Below are 19,703 nucleotides of genomic sequence, written 5' to 3'. Positions count from 1 at the left end.
CCCGTGTCAAGAATACTTGAACACGGGACAGAGTAAAACCTTATTGGTTAATAAAGTTTTGCACGAGCTTTTTCTAGACGCTCTAGAATCTTCTCTAAGCGCTCAGGCTTAACCATGAACTCTTGAAAGTTTTCCATGCCAATAGAGGCCATTTCAGCTTTAGTATCACGATCATAGAACTGAGCAACACCACCAGGGGCGTCATTATTAAGCATACTAAATGCAGCATTCAAGAACTTGTCATCAACAACACTTGAGCCCGCATTAGTAGGTAACTGACCTAACGCTTCATTCCAAGCAGTCTGAACGTCAGCGCGCGCAGCATAAGCTAAGAAACGCTTAGCGTCAACTGGGTTTTTTGCACCTGCAGATAAATGAATAGTGTCAGTAGGCGCTTCTTCAGCCATAGGAACTCCCGGAGTTATTTCAGGAAACTGGAAGAAACCTAGCTTACTGTCATCCAAACCTAGCTCACGTAATGGAGCAACAGCAAAGTTACCCATAACATACATAGCAGCCTCACCATTACCCATAGGAGCTAATGCTTCTTGCCAGCTTAAAGCAGCATGATTTTCAAGGAAAAAGTCAGCGTCAATCAGTTGCTTCCAGTTCGCCATAGTTGCACGTACACGGTCATCAGTCCAAGCAACCTCACCTCTAGTTAGAGCCATATGGAAATCATATCCATTTGTACGAAGGTTTAAGTAATCAAATACACCACCAGCAGTCCATAGATATTTTGTACCAATTGTAATTGGAGTTACACCGTTTGCATTTAAAGTTTTACCAGCAGCGATGAATTGATCCCAAGTTTTAGGAACAGCAATTCCTAGGTCTTCAAAGATATCTTGACGATAGTAAACACCCCAGTTGTAATAAGTATAAGGAATTCCCCACTTCTTACCATCCATAGTCATACCTGGAGCAGACGTCTTCATTAGTGAGTAAAGACCTTGGTCAGCCCAAACATCATCAATTGGTGCGAACAATCCTGCATCAACAAATGGTGCCATTCTGTTACCCGCATACCAGAATGAAATATCTGGAGCATCAGCACTTAGAAAGTTACGAATTGCAGCTTTATAGCCTTCATGATCAAAAAGATTGTAAACAACGTTTACATCTGGGTTTTCAGCTTCAAATCCATCAATAACTGCCTGAAATGCCGCCTTTGGCGCTGGATCAGACGTGTCACCATTAATGACAATCGTTCCAGCAATAGCTGATGTTCCAGCCAAGATACCGGCTAGAGCTAAAGCTATTTGCGATTTAAATATTTTTTTCATTATTTTTTCTCCTAAATTATAAAAAAACCTCTTTGATTGCATACCTCTTGTGACGTAGATACACCTATATGTCAAATCAGTTTAAAGTATACATAAATATCAATTCATGTGCATACTTTTTTCCATATACTAGTACATCGTTCCACTATATGAAACTTAACTAAAAGAAGGCACTAATATAGGGTCAATCAGCTTCTTAAAAAAAACAAAATTTAAAGTGTAAAATACCTATGACTCTGTTTATCAAGGGCACAGATTGAAAATATGTCTATATAAACAATCAAAGAATCTGTAACTATTGTTAGAAAATAAACATAGCTTTATTAATTATTTAGGAGAAAAATATGGGAATGCCAGGACCATTTGAACTGATTATTATTTTAGTTATTGTGTTACTTATTTTTGGCGGGAAACGTCTTAAAAATATTGGCAATGAAGTTGGAAGCGCAATTAAAGGCTTCAAGTCATCTATGAAAGATACTGATGCCGAAAAGAAAGAAGATATTATTGAAGCTAAAGTTGAAGCTGATGATGAAAGCTCTGATAAAAAATCCTAAAAACCAGTTTTTTATAAAGCGATATGTTTGATTTTGGTTTCTGGGAGATTACCATTATTGGCGTTATTACCCTTATCGTAGTGGGCCCTGAAAGATTGCCAGCACTGGCAAGAAAAGCCGGTGTTACTATGGGTAAGCTTAATAAGTTCCTCAACAAAGTTAAAGCAGATATAAATGAAGAGCTAAAGACAGATGAGCTTAAAGGGCACCTTTCTATGGATGATGAAAAATCAATAATCTCTGACATTACCAATGAAGCCAAATCAAGTGTTGACCTTTTTAATCAAAATGATGTTCAGCAGGATGATTCAAAGTTATGACTATAGATAATGAGGCATCTGAAAAACTACCCTTAGTCCAACATTTAATTGAACTTAGGCGATCACTTCTTCATTCAGTTACTGCAATAGTTATTTTTTTCCTAATATTATTCCCATTTGCTGATGAAATATACACCTTCATAGCGGCGCCAATTGTTCAAGCAATACCAGGCTCCAATCTAATTGCAATTGGTGTAATCTCGCCTTTTTTAACGCCCTTAAAGATGTCATTGATACTGGCTATCTATATTGCAATGCCCTACTTGCTTTATCAGCTATGGATGTTTATAGCCCCAGCGCTCTATCGCAATGAGAAAAGACTTGTGCTGCCTTTGGTCATCTCATCAACAATACTTTTTTATGTTGGCCTTCTGTTCTCTTTTTATATTGTATTTCCAGTTATATTTAACTTCTTAGCGAGTGTTGGCCCTGCATCAGTTAACTTTGCCCCTGATATTCAGTACTACCTTGATTTTATCTTGAAAGTCTCGTTCGCCTTTGGAGCTGCCTTTGAAGTCCCAATTGTGACAATCCTTCTTATTGTTTTTGGAGCGACTACTGCTGAAAAACTCAAAAAAAATCGCCCTTACATTTTCATCGGTGCCTTTATAGTTGGAATGGTACTAACTCCTCCAGATGTGATCTCGCAATTTCTAATTGCAATCCCTATTTGGCTTCTGTTTGAAGCTGGCTTGTTTTTTTCCTCTTTCTTTAAAGTCCGTAAAAATGATCCAGATAAGAGTGCTACAAAAAATCAACCCAAGGACTGGACTGATAAGTCTCACAATGAAATGATGGATGATATTGAAATTGAGATGAACAGCAAAGTAATTGGTAAGGAAGAAAAAGATAACTAGTATTGCTAATCAGAAATATACGTTTGCAACAAGTTAGAAAGCTCTTTCTTTCGACTATCTTCAGCAAAACTTGCATCAATACTATTGTTAATAAGGCTAATTGCCTGGTCTCTTGAAAGCTCTAGACTGTCATAAAGTGCAAGGAAATTTTCTGTCATGTACCCTCCAAAGTAAGAAGGGTCATCTGAGTTAACCGTTACGCACACTCCTAAGTCAAGCATATCAAGAATTGTGTGGCTTGCCATAGTATCAAAAACTCTAAGCTTTACATTTGATAGTGGGCAAATAGTTAAGGGCATTTGAGACTCAATCAAACGAAGCATTAGGTCAGGATCATCGATTGCTCTTATCCCATGATCAATTCTTTGAACATTTAAAACGTCCAAAGAGCTCCATATATAACTAGCAGGGCCCTCTTCGCCTGCATGGGCAACTAATTTATAACCCATACCTTTTGCTTTGCTGAAAACATTAATAAATTTTTCCGGTGGGTTTCCCATCTCCGCGCTATCCAAACCAACACCATAAATAACATCAGTAAATTGCTCTGAAGATTTTAAAGTTTCAATAGCGCTTTCCTCACTAAGGTGTCTTAAGAAACACATAATCAATCTAGAGGTTATTCCAAGCTTTGCTTTCCCATCAGCTAGCGCCTCTGCAATGCCGCTTACTATAGTTTCAAAAGGAACGCCTCTTATAGTGTGCGTTTGAGGGTCAAAAAACGGCTCTACATGCATCACATTCTGCTGCTTACACATCAACAAGTATGCCCATGTTAGGTCATAAAAATCTTGCTTATGGAGCAAAACCTCAGCACCCTGATAATAAATATCTAGAAAATCTTGAAGATTTGAAAATTGATATGCTTTTTTTACCTCATTGACGCTATTAAAAGGTAATTGGATTGAGTTTCTCTTTGCCAGCTTAAATAATAGTTCTGGCTCTAGTGTTCCTTCTATATGAAGATGAAGTTCAATTTTTGGAAGACCATTCAGCCACTTATGAGAAATCTCTGACATAATTTTTTATAAAAAAAATCGCGCCCTAAGCAAAGCCTAGGACGCGATTAGTAATATTACTTAATAAACCTTTATTAGTTAGGGTACTTAGCGTCAATACCTTCTACGTAAAAGTCCATTGTAAGTAGGTCAGGAAAGTTAGGTGGAGTTTCACCTTCTGCTAACCATGCACTACCATCTTGCTTATTGATTGGACCTGTAAATGGATGAATCGCGCCCATTGACAAATCAATAATTGCTTTTGAAGCTTCATTTCTAACTTCAAAAGGCATTGAATTATTCATAGGAGCAAACTTAACCATTCCTGAATCAACTCCATGGAATACATCAGTTGAAGTCCAAGTACCATCTTTAACAGCCTGAACACGCTCTAAGTAATAAGGACCCCAATCATCAATAATTCCAGTTAATTGAGCATTTTTACCCCACTCACGCATGTTTGAAGCTTGGCCAAAAGCATAGACACCTTTCTCTTCAGCAACCGTCATAGGAGCAGTTGAATCAGTATGTTGCATTAGAATGTCCGCACCTTGAGCTATAAGAGCATTGGCAGCATCAGCTTCTTTACCTGGATCGTACCAAGAATAAACCCAAACGATCTTGATTTCAATATCAGGATTTACTGACTTAGCAGCTAGATAAGCAGAGTTAATTCCTCTAATTACTTCAGGGATTGGGAAAGATGCAATATAACCAATAACATTAGTCTCAGTCATTCTTCCAGCAATCTTACCAATAACGTGTCTACCTTCATAAAATCTCGCAGAATAAGTAGAAATATTATCAGTAGGACGCATATAGCCCGTTGCGTGTTCAAATTTAACATCTGGATAACGCGCCGCAACCTTTACTGTTGGGTTCATATAACCAAATGATGTTGTAAAAATAATATCATTTTTTCTGGCAAGACTCGTAATAACACGCTCTGAATCTGAGTTCTCTTCAACACTCTCAACAGTAGTAACGATTACGTCATCACCCATCATTTCTTTTACATATTTTGCGCCTTGATCATGTGCAAAAGTCCACCCATGGTCTCCTGTTGGGCCAATATATACAAAAGCAGCTTTAACAGGGTCAGCATAAACATTACTAGTAAATGCTAAAACTACGCTTAATATCGAGAGCTTCACAACACTCGACAAACTTCGATTAGACATACTTATTCTCCTTTAAGTTATTTAACAATTTTCTTACTTTTTTTACTACGTACAAAACTTTATTTATCAAACTAAGTTGTTGAATGAAATATTCTACCCAAACAATTAGGAACTGTGCGATTTGTTTTATTTTTTAATCTCATCCTAAGACTAACAAGAATAACAATGGTTGCCAAGTAAGGAAGCATAGATAGATATTGCGCACTCACATTGATGTTTAATCCTTGTGCATGAATCTGCAGGATAGTTATTCCTCCAAATAAAATTGCTCCAAATATAATTCTAAAAGGTTGCCACGAGGCAAAAACAACAAGACCTAAAGCGATCCAACCTCTCCCAGCAGTCATGCCTTCTCCCCATATTGGCACTTGAACGAGTGATAAAAATGCGCCTCCAATTCCAGCCATAGCACCGCCAAATAGAATAGCCATCACTCTGTATCGAACAACGTTATGGCCAATAGCATGGGCCGCATCATGATTGTCGCCAATGGCGCGTAATATTAAACCCTGCTTAGTCTTAAATAGGAACCACCAAACTAAGTAAACCATAAAAAATGCCAAATACACAAGAGGATTAAATGAAAAAAGTAAAGGCCCTAAATAAGGTATATCAGATAAATATGGAATTGGAACTGCCGTGATAAGTTGAATTGTTTCCTCTGTATACCCTCTGCCCGCAAAAGCAGCAAAACCCAACCCAAAAAGAGTTAGAGCAAGCCCAGTTGCAACCTGATTTGTAAGCAGAAATTGAGTCAAAAAAGCAAAAATGGATGCTATGGCCATCCCCCCAAGCATTGCAGAAAGAACAGCTAAATAAGGGTTTTGGGTATGAGACATCACAACAAAGCCTAGGAGCGCTCCAACAATCATCATGCCTTCAACGCCTAAATTTAGAACACCTGAGCGCTCTACTAATAATTCACCAATAGCGGCAAAAATAAGAGGCACTGAGGCAATACTTATTCCAATAATGATGTTAATAAATAGACTTTCATTCATAATCTTTAGTTTTTAGTTTTAAAAAGTACAACTTTATATTTAATTAATATATCGCAGGCCAAGAAATAAAACAAAAGCATTCCTTGAAAAATTTGCGTTATCGAGCTTGGTAAATTGTATTCAATTTGCACATTCTCACCACCAACATAGCTAAGGGCAATTAGTAGCGCTGAAAATAAAACTCCTACCGGATGAAGTCTCGCCAAGAATGCAACAATGATTGCAGTAAAGCCATAAAATTGGGGCAGTCCTGGAGTAAGTTGTCCAGCAGGGCCAGCTGCCTCAAAGAGACCTGCAAGACCAGCCAGTCCACCTGATATAAGTAGTGAATACCAAACAGTTTTATTGTCATCAAATCCAGCAAATTTTGCAGCTCGAGGCGCGCTACCTGATATTTTTATTTGCATACCAAACATGTGCTTTTTAATTCCAAACCAAGCAACAAGCGAGAGAATAATTGCGACAATCAAACCAATATGTAATCGAGTACCTTCCCAAATAATAGGTAGCATAGCGCTATCATGAAAAATCCTACTTTCTGGAAAATTAAAGCCTGATGGGTTTCGAAGAGGTCCTTGAAGCATTGCGCTTAAAAACAAAACGGCAACATAGGTCAACATTAAAGTTACTAGGATTTCATTGACCTGGTACTTAATTCGAAGAAAGGCTGCAATGCCCGCATAAAACATACCCCCTAAAATACCCGCTATCGTCATCAATGGAAGCAACCAAAAAGCCTCAACATTATAAAAATATAGTCCTACCGCACTGCCTGCAATTCCTCCCATAACATATTGGCCTTCTGCACCAATATTCCAAATACCTGCTCTAAATCCAATTGACAAGCCAAGTCCAATAATCATCAAAGGTGCTGCCTTAACGAGCAGTTCTGAAAAATAGTAAGAATCAATTAAAGGCTCTACAAATAGAGTGAAGAAGACGCTTGATACTGGAATGTCTACTAATATAAAAACAAATATTAAATAAGCTGATAGAGCAGTAAGCGTTAGAGCCAATAGAGGTGATAACAGAACCATTGCTGTAGAATTCTCAACTCTTGGAATAAGTTTAATCATTGGGCTTTTCCTCCAACCATGAGCTGAGAAATCTTCTCTAACCCCTTACTCTTCATATCCACAGCATCAGAAAGTTTTCCTTCAGATAGGACATGGATTTTGTCACACAAACTTAATATTTCATCCAAGTCTTGGGAAATAATCAATATAGCTGAGCCTTTATCAGCCAATTCAATCAAAGCCTGATGAATGTTGTTAGCAGAGCCCGCATCGACTCCCCAGGTAGGCTGAGCAACAATTAATAATTCTGGATTTTGAATAAGTTCTCTTCCAACCATAAACTTTTGTAGGTTTCCTCCAGAAAGTGATTTAGCTAACATTCTGCTTGAAGGCGTTTGTACATCAAAGGTATCAATAACATTTTTTGAATGAGTTGCAACTTTTTTCCAGTCAATAACATCATTGCTCGTCATTTCAGTTGAATCTGGTCTACTTAGTAGCATATTTTCATCTAACGACATATCTGGAACTGCGCCATGTCCAAGCCTTTCTTCAGGGACAAAGAACATAGAAAGCTGTCTTCTTTCGTGCGAGTTTAGAGTGCCAATATCTTGGCCATTAAAGTTCAAAGTTGTTTTGGGTGACGAAATTTCACCAATAAGTAGCTCCATCAACTCATCTTGGCCATTTCCAGCAACGCCTGCTATACCAACAATACTCCCCTTGTTGATTTTTAAAGTGATATTATTAAGATTAACCCCATAAATATCATCACTCTTTCGACTTAAATTATCGATTGAAAAAATACTTTCACCAACAGCTATATTAGCTCTAGCAAGTTCGGTTAATTTTTTTCCAATCATCATTTCCGCAAGTTCTTTTTGGCTATGCTCCTGAGGTATGCAGCTTTGGACTAATTTACCACCTCTTAAGATTGTTGCTTCACTGCATATTTCACGGACCTCTTCAAGCTTATGAGAAATATATAAGATAGCGCATCCATCTGCCGCAAGTTTTTTAAGAGTTACAAATAAATCGGATACTTCTTGAGGCGTCAAGACTGAAGTAGGCTCATCCATAATAAGTAACTTTGGGTTTTGCATTAAGCAACGAATAATTTCAACACGTTGGCGCGCACCAACTGATAAATCACCAACAACTTGTTGTGGGTTAATATCTAAGCCATATTGCTTTGAGTACTTAATTATTTGCTCAGAAAAATTGTCATTTAGACCTACACTATCAAGACCGAGAATTATATTTTCTTCAACAGTTAACGATTCAAACAGTGAAAAATGTTGAAAGACCATTGCTATGCCGTTTTCTCGAGCTTGAAAAGGACTTTTAGGACTATATTCATTATTAGCCCACTTCATTTCACCACTATCTGGTGATAACGAGCCATATATAATTTTCACTAGAGTTGACTTACCAGCACCATTTTCACCAAGCAAAGCATGGATACTTGAATCCTTAATTCTAAGCGAAACATTATCATTAGCCTTTAAATCTCCATAAGACTTAGTAATATTGGATACTTCTAATTGATATTTCATACAGATTCAGGTTGTCTTTTATGTTCTATAAAGTTAATTAAGTCCATTGCAATAGTTACAGCAATTGCAGCAGGTGATTTTAAGAATTTTTGTTTATCTCCTATTGGACAGATAAATTTGTTAATCACTTCCTCAGAAAAATTCTTTTGATGAAACCGATCTCTAAATTTTTTCCCCTTAATTTCTGAACCAATCATACCCAAATAACTGAAGTTATTTTGAGTAATCATTTTTTCACAAATCTCGAAGTCAATTTGATGGCTGTATGTAATTACAAGACAATAGCTACTGTCTGGCAAGTCAGGAATGCTCTGAACAAAGTCATCACAAATAATATCTATTTGAGATGTATCTCCTTGATATTTATCAAATTGTTCTGCTCTATCATCAACCCAATAAATCTTAATAGGTAGGTTAATTAAAATTGGCATCAGAGCTCTTGAAATATGTCCAGCTCCAAAAACGACTACTGGCTGAACTTCGCTAGTCAAGACTTTTTCAAAGCAAACTTCAGTTAAAGCGCCTGACTGATTTTCAAATTGCACTATAGTAGGACTATCAGAAAGTAACAAAAGATCTCTAGCACTTTTTGTAATCAAGCTAGAGATTTTTTTGTCATCAATATTTGGAGATAAATTACCATCAAGGTAGACAAATTTTTTACAGCTAAATTCAATTTCAGAGTTACTATCTACAATTGTAGCAACTATAAAATCTTCATTATCTTGAAGTAAGTTTGATACTGTTTCGATCCATGAATTTGTTGCGTCAGACTGAATAAAACTTTCAAACATGACATTTACATAGCCTCCACAACACTGCCCAAGTGAGGCGCCAAGAGGATATTTTTTTAAATAAGTACCATTAGAATTAAGACTTAATAATTCTCCAGCAAAAGACAAGGCTTTAAATTCTAAATTACCACCACCAATACTGCCAAAAACTGACTCAGATCCAGAGAAGACAATCTTATCTCCATTAGAGCAAGGGGTTGAGCCCTTAGTTGAAATAATTGTTAACAATACAAAGCCATTATTTAAAGCACTTGCCGTCTTAACTGGCTTCAACCAACTATTCATAACCTATTACTTAAGACTCTTATTAAGATTAAAGAATACTTGCTCAAAAGTTGCAGGAGCATTTAGGCCAGTTTGCATTTCATTATCTGCATTATAAATAGCATTTTTTATCGCAAGCCAAGCTGATATTGCGAGCATCAGAGGAGGCTCTCCAACTGCTTTAGATTTATGAATTGTATTTTCATGATTAGAAATATTAGGCTTAATTTTGACCTCAAAATGCTCAGGCGTATCTCCGATTGCAGGGATTTTATAGGTCGATGCGCCCATCGTTAAAAGTGCCCCAGAATCATTCCATTTGAGTTCCTCAGAACAAAGCCAGCCCATACCTTGAATATATCCTCCAACTATTTGCCCCATATCAATTGCCGGGTTAAGTGATGCGCCAACATCATGCAAAATATCAACTGCTAACAACTTATACTCACCAGTCAAACAATCAACTATAACTTCACTAACGCAGGCACCATATGAATAATAGTAAAAAGGATGGCCTTTTTGTTTAACAGCATCAAAGAAAATTTTTGGTGTTTTATAAAAGCCATTACTAAAAAGTTCTACTCGATTTAAATATGCTGTTGACACAAACTCATCAAACGCTATCTTTTTCTTACCAATAATAACAAAAGAGTCTTTAAACTCAATATCACTATTACCTTCGCCATAGAAATCTTTCGCAAAAGTAGTTAAATTTCTCTTAATTCTTAAGCATGCCTCTCTGGCAGCCATACCATTTAAATCTGAACCAGAAGATGCTGCAGTTGGTGATGTATTTGGAACTTTAGCAGTAGAAGTAGCTGAGACCTTTACTCGCTCTAGATTAACACCAAACTCATTAGCAACAACCTGCGCAACTTTAATAAATAGGCCTTGGCCCATTTCAGTCCCTCCATGATTAATATATATACTTCCATCTTTATATACATTTACCAATGCACCGGCTTGATTTAATAATTGAGTAGTAAAAGAAATACCAAATTTCACAGGAGAAAATGCCAATCCTTTTTTAAGATATTTACTTGTTTTATTAAACTTTTCAATACTTTCTCTTCTAACTAAGTAATTACTGTCTTCTATAAGTTCACTAGAGAGCTCATTAATAATATTATCTTCGACAACTTGATCGTAAGGCGTCACGTTATTTGTATCCTTTTGATAATAATTTAATTTTCTAATTTCAAGAGCATCAACACCAATATTCATGGCTATTTCTTCAATAATATTTTCTATAGCAAGCATCCCTTGAGGTCCACCAAAGCCTCTAAACGCTGTGTTTGAAGCGGTATTTGTTTTACATAAAAAACCCCTAAAAGTAGCATTTGGCAAAAAATATGTATTATCAGCATGGAATAAAGCTCTAGAAACTATTGCTTTAGATAAATCAAGTGAGTAGCCACATCTTGCTGCAAGATCTATCTCAATCCCCAAAATTTCCCCATCATCACTATAGCCAACTTTATAGTCTGCCTTGAAATCATGCCTTTTTCCAGTGAGCAACATGTCATCTTTTCTAGAGAGTCGAGCCTTTATAGGCAGTTTAGTTTGCTTTGCAAATATAGCGCAAACACAAGCAAGTTGCGATGAATCTGTCTCCTTACCACCAAAGCCGCCGCCCATTCTCCGAGTAATTACTTCGATTGCATTTTGAGGAACATCTAAAACATGCGCAACTAGATGTTGGACTTCTGTAGGGTTTTGAGTTGAAGAATGAACCACCATCTCGTTGTCCTCTGTTGGAATTGCTAGAGCAACCTGCCCCTCAAGATAATAATGCTCTTGACCGCCAATAGATAGACTTCCATTTAGCTTATTTTTTGATGAATCTATAGCTTTATTTGAATCTCCTATAGAGACTACTAGTGGTTCATCAAGAAAGCTTTTTTTAGCCATTGCCTGATCAATAGTAACAACAGCCTCTAGCTCCGTTACATTTGAGGTGATTAAGAGCGCAGCTGTTCTTGCATTCTCATGACTATCTGCTAAGACAGCAGCAATTGCTTGGCCAAAGAATAAAACCTCTTTATCAGCCAAAATAGGCTCGTCATGTTTAATCGCTCCTATATATAGATTTTCTATATCTTTTGCCAGGAGAATACTATGGACGCCGTCAGCTTTTAGAGCACCTGTAATATCAATCTTATTTATTTTTCCACGCGCAACATTACTTAACGCAAATGCAACATGAAGAGTGCCTTTTGGGACCGGCATGTCATCAATATAAGTTGCACTCCCCTGGACATGCATATGAGCACTATCGTGAGCAATTGAATCGCCAATTATTGAGCCTTTAAGCTGAGCAGAATTTTTTATATTTTTATTAATTTTTGCTTACTCCTTGAATTAACTTGATTGTGAATATTCTGCAAGATTTTCAACTGGCTGATCTTGATACATCAATATAGTTTTTTTAATTAAGTTTGCTGATACTTGCAATCGGTATTCTGAGGTTGCTCTGACATCAGTAAATGGAGAAAATTCTTCTTTCAAAACCTTATAAGATAATGCAGCTATGTTGTCTTCTTGCCAACTCTTTAATAAAAAATTTTCAAGTATATTTGATCTTTGAGGTATTCCTGACATGCCTCCAAAGGCGATCTTAAATGATTCTGGTTTATTATTTGTGGACGTAATATTTATTGCCATGCATACAGCTGAAATATCATCCTCGTATCTTTTAGACATTTTATGGGTAATAAGACGCTGATTTTCATTAGGCTTTGGAATGATAATACTTTCAATAAATTCACCTTGCTGAATAACAGTTTTTTTATAGGTAATAAAAAAATCTTCTAAATTAATAGTTCTGCTAACAGGGCCTTTTCTGAGCTTTAATTTTGCATCTAAAGCAATTAAGACTGGGGGCATATCTCCTATAGGTGAAGCATTAGCAATGTTACCTCCAATAGTCGCCCAATTCTTTATGGGTAAAGAGGCAAAGCGTTGCAAAAAAGGACCTAAGTCAGGCCAGTTACTTATAAGACTAGATGCGGCATCCTCATAACTTACTGCAGCTCCAATCTCTAATTCTTTAGCGTTATCTTTAATCTCCTTTAATTCAATAACTTGATTAACGCTAACGATATGTGAAAACTCTTTCATTGATTGAGTAATCTCTAGGCTAAGATCGGTTCCTGCGGCAATAATATTTGCTGAAGTGCTACTAGTTAGAACATTAGAGAGCTCACTTATCGTTGAGGGAGCATCATATTTAATTGTTTTATTACTCTTTTTATAACTTAAACTTATGTGCTCAGGATTATTTAATTCTCCTAAAATCTTAGTAATATTCTTCTGATTTTTTTTATAGTAGTCTAAGGGTTCGTCACTTTTCTCATTAAACATTGAAAATGCAGCTGCAATTATTGGTTTATAGCCAGTGCACCTGCACAAGTTACCTGATAGAGCTTCGTTTATTTGATGCAGATCTACTGAGTTTTTATTTTGATACAAGGCAAATAACGACATAACAAAGCCAGGCGTGCAAAAGCCACACTGTGAACCGTTTTCTAGCACCATTGCTTTTTGAGAAGGATGCAGCCTGCCGTCCTCAGCCAACCCCTCAACAGTAACTAAATGTTTGCCAACTAGTCCATAAGCCAATGCCATACATGTATTTATACTTTTATACTCAATCTTACTAGACTTGCTATTAGTAACAATCTCACCAATAACTGCAGTACAAGCGCCGCAATCTCCAGAAGCGCAGCCCTCTTTAGTTCCGACAAGCTGATTATTTCTTAACCACTCTAGGACAGTAGTATTTGGATTTATTGCGCCAAGATCTATTGGCGTAGAGTTTTGATTCAGCAAAAAATACACTAGCTTCCTCGATAGGTTGAATAACTATAAGGGGAAATTAAAAGAGGTACATGGTAGTTTTCACTCTTTTCATTAATATAGAAACGAATAATGACATCTTTTAAAAAAGGGCACTTAATATTTTTAGCTTCATAATAATCATCCACTATGAATTCAAGCTCATAACAACCCTCATCAAATTCTTCTTCGGACAACAAAGGTTTATCACAACGGCCATCTAAGTTCGTTTTTATTGATTTAAGATGTACTGAATTTGTACCATCTCTTCGATATAAATTTATCGCTACACCACTTGCAGGAACTCCTGCAGAGGTATCTAATATATGTGTTGTAAGTTGTCCCATTATGCCTGCCTTATTTTTGGTAAATATTTTGACCTAAAATATAAACCTCTTTAATTAGTCTATCATCACCTAAAGTCATTAAATTAAATAATATATCGTTAATATCATCTGAGGTTTCGAGTTTATTTTTTATTAATTCTGTTGCCTTTAAATCAATGACAATAAAGTCTGCCTCCTTATTAGGCTCAAAGTTACCGATACGATTATCCATATCAAGTACTTTTGCTGCAGCTAGAGTTGTCAGATAAAAAGCTTTAACAGGGTCTAAATTATAATTATTTAGTCGACATATTTTGTAAGCTTCATTCATTACCTGAAACATTGAAAAGCTATCACCGCCGCCAACATCTGATGCAAGTGCAGTACCTATTCCAAAAGCCTCTAATTTATCAAGTTCAAATAGACCGCTACCAAGGAATAGATTGGATCTTGGACATAGCGCTACCTTAGAGCCTGAATCAGCAATACGTTTATATTCTTCATCAGTATTATAAATGCAATGACCAAAAACTGAATTAGGTCCTGATAGATTGAAATTATCATAGACATCAAAGTAGTTTTTTGAGTCTGGAAAAAGCTCTTTTACCCAGCCAATTTCATCAATATTTTCATTAAGATGTGTTTGCAGAAGAACGCCTTTATTTCCATTATTATCTGAATACTCTTCTAATAAATTAGCAGCCTGTACTAATTGCTCAGAAGAAGATGTAGGAGCAAATCTAGGCGTAACGGCGTATTTCATTCGCCCTCTATTGTGCCATTTTTCAATAAGCTCTTTCGAATCAAAATAACTACCGTCCACACTATCACAAAGAGCCTCTGGTGCATTTCTATCCATCATAACTTTACCAGCCACCATTCTAAGCTTCAACTTTTCTGCTGCCGTAAAAAAAATATCTACAGATTGTTTATGAGAAGTACAAAAAGTCATTGCTGTTGTAGTACCATTTTTAATAAGCTCATCAAGAAACAAATCTGCAACCTTAACGGCATAAGCTTCATCTGAAAACTTTTGCTCTTCAATAAATGTATACTTATTAAGCCAGTCTATAAGGCTTGCTCCATAGGAGGCTATTACTTTATATTGAGGATAATGCACATGGGTGTCAATGAAGCCAGGCATTATTAAACTATCCTTAAAGTGAGTAGTTGATTTAGCGTTTGGCCACTTTGAAGAAATTTGATTGAAGTCTCCAACCTCAATGATGCTTCCAGAATCATTATCAACAACCATAAGACCATCAACAAAATAGTTTGGCTCTAGTACTCCTTTACTTTCAGTGCAGTGGTAAATTGCTCCTCGATAATGGTTGTATTCACTCACTGATTTGCCTCAATCCAAACCCCTAATTTCGCTCTCTCTTCATCGGTCATATTTGTATTGTTAATTAAGGGCATTGCTTTAGATAAAACGGACTGCTGATATATCTGATTCTTATGGGCAATAATTTTTTCTTTAGTATCCAACATAATCCCATTAGGCGCAATCGCAAAGGCTTTGTTTGAGGGCTCCGCAGCATGACAACTCACACAATGTTTTTCAATGATGTCTTGGGCCTCAGCAATAGTAACGATCTCTTGGTTATTATCTTGCATCTTAATTGGTGATGGGGCTAAAGCATAAATCAAGGCAAAGGTTGAGATAACTATAATAGCGATTAGACTATTTTTAGCTTTACCAACTCCTCTTAAATTAAAGTAGTGACGAACCATTACCAAAATTCCAATAACAGCCATTAATATCAACCAGCCATAATCTCCACTATAAATTGTAGGGTAATGACCACTTATCATCATAAATAAAACGGGTAAGGTAAAGTAATTGTTATGACGAGAACGAAGATAACCTATTTTTCCCAGTTCTAAACTAACTTCAGTGGAGTTTTCACAAGCATCAACTAATTTTTTTTGAACTGGAATAATTACAAAGAAAACATTGGCAACCATTACCGTTCCAATCATTGAGCCAATTTGCATATAAACCGCTCTAGGATTAAAAATATTGCTATAAAAATATGCAAAAAATGCAATTACTATAAAAATAATAGCTAAAAAAATTGCGGATTTAGTTACCAACTTTGACTTACATAAAAGATCATAGATAAGCCAAAAAAGTATCAGCCCTAAGAGACTTAAACCAACGCCATATAATGCAGATATTGAGCTATTGGAAGCTAACAGATAAGTGCTAGCATTAAAATAATAGATAACTGAAAGCAGTGAAATTCCAGAAAGCCAAGTAACGTAAGCTTCCCACTTAAACCAGTGCAAAGGTTCTGGGAGGGTTTGAGGATATTTCTTATATTTTTCTAAATGATAAAAGCCACCGCCATGAACTGCCCATAAGTTACCAGCTATCTCGTCTCTATTATTTAATCGGTCAAGTTTATTTTCAAGCCAATTAAAATAAAAGGAAGCACCAATCCAGGCTATACCTGCAATTATATGGAGTAATTTTAAAACTAGACTGAGCCAGTCCATTAGATATATTTGCATCATAAGCTGAGCTCCACATAAATACTAACATCTTCAATTTTACTAAAAGTGCACTGTTTCATACTGTCTTTATCAACATTGTGTTTCCTATCTATCACAACGAATTGAGCGTTATCTTTTAAACTAATTAAAGGAAAGTGCCAAACTCCTCTTGAATAACTTATGCCTTGATCACCATCAGTAATAAAAGCCTTAATATTTTCAATTACAGGTTCTTGTGATGCAGGCGCGACAACAACTATAAATGGCGTGTTATTTTTTGGAATAAATGTCTGACTAAAAAAAGGATGATTCTCGAGCATAGTAATTTGAAGAGGAAACTGCCTCTTCTTAGCAACAAAAATATGGACACTTGTTTCCCCCTCTGCCTCCTTAGTATCTAATTTTACAATATCAGGAAACTTGGATGCAAAACCATCATTAATTGTAATAGATTCTTTATTTTCAGTACTAAGCACTTCGCCAAATAGTTGAAAATTATCTTTAGTTAGTACTTCAGGAGTTAGTTTTAAAGTATTCATATCTAGGTAAATTTTCCAATAAGTTTTAACCTGGCAATACCGCCATCTGGATATATATCGACACGGATATGAGTAAACACATCATTATGAAGTATGTCCGAACCTTTAAAAACATGCATTTGGTTTATCTTTAATTTTTTTCCTTCAATAAGTTTATTCCAAGTTTTACTATTTTCTTTCAAAGTTTTATCATCTTCGTGTGGTGAATTGGAAGTTGATATTGAGAAAGTATCTGGAAAATTACCTTTAAAAAACTGAGTATCAACTATTACTTCCTCAGCAGTTGCAGGCTTAGAGAGGGCAATAATTCCCCAGTCGTTCCCAGGCTTTCTTCGCCGCCTTGTTTCCCATCCATCAGCCATACTTAAAGGCTCATGCTTTTCTAAAACATTACTTAAGCTTCCAAAGTGCTCATCATTTGCAAAGATCGCTTTCGCGCCACTTTCTTTTGATATTACGTTCGTACCATTAACTTCATACTTCTTCTCATCAGCCCATATCTCACCATAAGCCCTGAAACGAGCAATCCCCCCATCTGGGAGTAATGTAATTTTTAAATGCGTAATTGGCTTTGATGAAGCACTATTAAATAAATTTTTTGAGTCACCCTCTAGGGATTCTTTGGTAACGAGATCAAACCATTCTGTGACTGCAGTGCCATCAACAACTAAGTCATCAGTAGTTCCTCCTGGCACAGAGCAACCTTGAACAGAAACTCCAGGTGCAAAATTTCCAGTAAAGTGAGTTGTATCAATATTAAAGCTATTAATAATAGATTCAGCGCCTAACCTAATAAAACAAAAGTCATTTTTCCCATCTCGCCGTCTTCGGCTCTCCCAGCCATCCATCCACTTACCATTTATATCGTATTTGTCTTCAATCCAAACAGGCTCACTTGATTGAAGCATGCGGCCTGAGTCTGCAAAAAATTCATCACTACAATAAACAACTTTAGTACCAAAACTTGCACTAGCAACATCAATCTGGTTTTTAGATTCCATAAATCTCCTTAATTCTTAGCCACGCTATTTTATTAATCTCATCTAAAGCATTTGATCTTTCTTGATTTTTTGAATTGTCTTTTCGCTCTTTAAACTGCGAAATGATGTCAGATTTATTTTTTTCTTTAACTGCCATAATAAAGGGGAAGTCAAATTTAGCAAAGTACTCCCTATTAAGCTCCTCAAAAAGCTCAATTTCAGAGTCAGAGCAATCACTTAATCCAGCAGATTTTTGTTCATTAGTTGAGAAATCAGTAAGTTCATTATTTTGGGCTTTTTTGCCTGCCAAAGTTGGATGAGCGACTATCAAGTTATCCTGTAAGTCAGAATCTGCATTAAGCATAATATTTGAAAGTAGCTCATGAAATTTTTCTAAACTATTATATTTTTTATCAGCTAAAACTAGAGGTAACGATTTTTCTACAAACCAAGGAGTATGCTCATACAAGTTTTCAAAAGTTTTTAAAAAGGCTTCTGCAGATTGTTGCGCTAAATTTAATGGTAATTCCATCTCTTGCCCTTTTTAAAAGTTCTTATACCAATGGTCAGCAATTTCTCTGCGCGAGCAAAGCCAAACATTATCAAACGTTTTAACATACTCTAAAAATCGTCTCATAGCCATAATTCTTCCAGGGCGTCCTAATATTCTCGCATGCATTCCAACTGACATCATTTTTGGACTTGCCTCTCCTTCAAGATATAGCGCATCAAAAGTATCCTTTAAATAGTTAAAGAATTGGTCTCCAGAATTAAACCCCTGTGGTGAAGCAAACCTCATATCATTTACATCGAGAGTGTAGGGAATAATTAAATGCTTTTTTTCAGCACCAAATTCATTTGACCAGTAAGGCAAGTCGTCGTCATATGTGTCACTATCATAAAGAAACCCTCCCTCTTCCACAATCAGCCTTCTTGTATTTGTACTATTTCTACCGGTATACCAACCTTCTGGCCTTTTTCCTAGGTATTCAGTCAAAACAGAAATGCAGTCTTTTATATGCTCTCGCTCTGTTTTTTCATCAACAAATTGATAATCTATCCACCTAAATCCATGCGCACAAATATCATAATTCTGTTCTACCAAATAATCAGCAAGTTCTCGATTACGAGCAATTGCAAGAGCCACTGCAAAGATAGTTACTGGAACATCGAATTCTTTAAAAAGGTTTAATATTCTCCAAACGCCTGCTCTTGAGCCATACTCATAAATGGACTCCATGCTCATATGCCTAACGCCTTCATAAGCCTTAGCACCAACAATCTCTGAAAGGAAAGCTTCAGATGCATTGTCGCCGTGCAAAATTGAGTTTTCCGCGCCTTCTTCATAATTCAACACAAATTGAACTGCAATACGGGCTTTATTTGGCCATTTGGGGTGGATTGGATCCTTCCCATAGCCCACCATATTTCGGGGATAACTTTTAAGGCTTTGAATGATTTTTTTATTCATAATAATTTTTAGCTAAGTATTTGACTACAACTATTATTTTTAACCAAAATACTCATAGATTGGTATTTAAATAATTATTTAATTATATGCATAAATGTATTAATAATTATTGTAAACAATTATTTTTCACAATGAATTTAAAAATGATTATTTTTTACTTATATATTCAAGAATACTCAAACTATATAGGTAATTATTAGAGCTATAAGAAATAGATTGAA

19 protein-coding genes are annotated in these 19,703 nt (G+C 36.1%); 3 read left to right on the top strand and 16 right to left on the bottom strand.

The features are described from left to right. Window positions 1-47: 47 nt before the first annotated feature. On the bottom strand, window positions 48-1,286 hold the full coding sequence (locus ABXT49_RS03925) for an extracellular solute-binding protein (RefSeq protein ID WP_271556523.1): 1,239 nt from the start codon (window positions 1,284-1,286) through the stop codon (window positions 48-50). A gap of 344 nt (window positions 1,287-1,630) precedes the next feature. Between ABXT49_RS03925 and tatA the strand changes: the two genes are divergently transcribed. Genes tatA through tatC form a run of 3 tightly spaced genes read left to right on the top strand, consistent with a single transcriptional unit; the run spans window position 1,631 to window position 3,020 of the window. Beyond that, window positions 1,631-1,843: a twin-arginine translocase TatA/TatE family subunit gene (gene tatA, locus ABXT49_RS03920; RefSeq protein WP_416653394.1), complete on the top strand. Its 213-nt coding sequence runs from the start codon at window positions 1,631-1,633 to the stop codon at window positions 1,841-1,843. A gap of 23 nt (window positions 1,844-1,866) precedes the next feature. Beyond that, window positions 1,867-2,163: a Sec-independent protein translocase protein TatB gene (gene tatB / locus ABXT49_RS03915; RefSeq protein ID WP_416653392.1), complete on the top strand. Its 297-nt coding sequence runs from the start codon at window positions 1,867-1,869 to the stop codon at window positions 2,161-2,163. Next, entirely contained in the window at window positions 2,160-3,020 is an 861-nt protein-coding gene (gene tatC / locus ABXT49_RS03910) for a twin-arginine translocase subunit TatC (RefSeq protein ID WP_416653390.1), read from the top strand. The genes tatB and tatC overlap by 4 nt, the downstream gene beginning before the upstream one ends. 5 nt (window positions 3,021-3,025) lie before the next feature. Here the strand turns inward: tatC and ABXT49_RS03905 are convergent, their stop codons facing one another. The 15 genes from ABXT49_RS03905 to puuE form a co-directional block, all read right to left on the bottom strand. Beyond that, on the bottom strand, window positions 3,026-4,039 hold the full coding sequence (locus ABXT49_RS03905) for an adenosine deaminase (RefSeq protein ID WP_416653389.1): 1,014 nt from the start codon (window positions 4,037-4,039) through the stop codon (window positions 3,026-3,028). A gap of 74 nt (window positions 4,040-4,113) precedes the next feature. Further along, complete coding sequence (locus ABXT49_RS03900; protein ID WP_416653388.1) at window positions 4,114-5,199, bottom strand: BMP family ABC transporter substrate-binding protein; 1,086 nt, start codon at window positions 5,197-5,199, stop codon at window positions 4,114-4,116. Between the two features lie 71 nt (window positions 5,200-5,270). Then, window positions 5,271-6,200, bottom strand: a complete 930-nt coding sequence (locus ABXT49_RS03895; RefSeq protein WP_271558741.1) for an ABC transporter permease — start codon at window positions 6,198-6,200, stop codon at window positions 5,271-5,273. 5 nt (window positions 6,201-6,205) lie between these two features. Continuing rightward, window positions 6,206-7,276 (bottom strand): ABC transporter permease, encoded by a 1,071-nt coding sequence (locus ABXT49_RS03890; protein WP_416653386.1) that lies wholly within the window; start codon window positions 7,274-7,276, stop codon window positions 6,206-6,208. Beyond that, entirely contained in the window at window positions 7,273-8,772 is a 1,500-nt protein-coding gene (locus ABXT49_RS03885; RefSeq protein WP_416653384.1) for an ABC transporter ATP-binding protein, read from the bottom strand. The genes ABXT49_RS03890 and ABXT49_RS03885 overlap by 4 nt, the downstream gene beginning before the upstream one ends. Further along, complete coding sequence (locus tag ABXT49_RS03880) at window positions 8,769-9,851, bottom strand: XdhC family protein (protein ID WP_416653382.1); 1,083 nt, start codon at window positions 9,849-9,851, stop codon at window positions 8,769-8,771. Before ABXT49_RS03880 ends, ABXT49_RS03885 begins: the two co-directional genes overlap by 4 nt. 6 nt (window positions 9,852-9,857) lie before the next feature. Further along, window positions 9,858-12,095, bottom strand: coding sequence for a xanthine dehydrogenase molybdopterin binding subunit (gene xdhB, locus ABXT49_RS03875; RefSeq protein ID WP_416653381.1), 2,238 nt, complete (start codon window positions 12,093-12,095; stop codon window positions 9,858-9,860). A gap of 96 nt (window positions 12,096-12,191) precedes the next feature. Continuing rightward, window positions 12,192-13,670, bottom strand: a complete 1,479-nt coding sequence (gene xdhA, locus ABXT49_RS03870; RefSeq protein ID WP_416653379.1) for a xanthine dehydrogenase small subunit — start codon at window positions 13,668-13,670, stop codon at window positions 12,192-12,194. Beyond that, window positions 13,670-14,014, bottom strand: a complete 345-nt coding sequence (gene uraH / locus ABXT49_RS03865; RefSeq protein WP_416653376.1) for a hydroxyisourate hydrolase — start codon at window positions 14,012-14,014, stop codon at window positions 13,670-13,672. Before uraH ends, xdhA begins: the two co-directional genes overlap by 1 nt. Window positions 14,015-14,024: 10 nt before the next feature. Beyond that, window positions 14,025-15,338: a guanine deaminase gene (guaD, locus tag ABXT49_RS03860; protein ID WP_416653374.1), complete on the bottom strand. Its 1,314-nt coding sequence runs from the start codon at window positions 15,336-15,338 to the stop codon at window positions 14,025-14,027. Then, window positions 15,335-16,513 (bottom strand): urate hydroxylase PuuD, encoded by a 1,179-nt coding sequence (locus tag ABXT49_RS03855; RefSeq protein ID WP_416653371.1) that lies wholly within the window; start codon window positions 16,511-16,513, stop codon window positions 15,335-15,337. Before ABXT49_RS03855 ends, guaD begins: the two co-directional genes overlap by 4 nt. Beyond that, on the bottom strand, window positions 16,510-17,031 hold the full coding sequence (locus ABXT49_RS03850) for an ureidoglycolate lyase (protein WP_416653369.1): 522 nt from the start codon (window positions 17,029-17,031) through the stop codon (window positions 16,510-16,512). Before ABXT49_RS03850 ends, ABXT49_RS03855 begins: the two co-directional genes overlap by 4 nt. Window positions 17,032-17,033: 2 nt before the next feature. Next, on the bottom strand, window positions 17,034-18,032 hold the full coding sequence (gene alc / locus ABXT49_RS03845; RefSeq protein WP_416653367.1) for an allantoicase: 999 nt from the start codon (window positions 18,030-18,032) through the stop codon (window positions 17,034-17,036). Continuing rightward, complete coding sequence (uraD, locus tag ABXT49_RS03840) at window positions 18,022-18,543, bottom strand: 2-oxo-4-hydroxy-4-carboxy-5-ureidoimidazoline decarboxylase (protein WP_416653365.1); 522 nt, start codon at window positions 18,541-18,543, stop codon at window positions 18,022-18,024. Before uraD ends, alc begins: the two co-directional genes overlap by 11 nt. 12 nt (window positions 18,544-18,555) lie before the next feature. Beyond that, window positions 18,556-19,482: an allantoinase PuuE gene (puuE, locus tag ABXT49_RS03835; protein WP_416653362.1), complete on the bottom strand. Its 927-nt coding sequence runs from the start codon at window positions 19,480-19,482 to the stop codon at window positions 18,556-18,558. Window positions 19,483-19,703 lie beyond the last annotated feature (221 nt).

Origin of the sequence: Candidatus Pseudothioglobus sp. Uisw_086, assembly GCF_048085745.1 — a bacterium.
Taxonomy (GTDB): Bacteria; Pseudomonadota; Gammaproteobacteria; order PS1; family Pseudothioglobaceae; genus Pseudothioglobus.
Note: the sequence above shows the minus strand (reverse complement) of the source record. Positions and strands in the feature narration are given on the sequence as shown.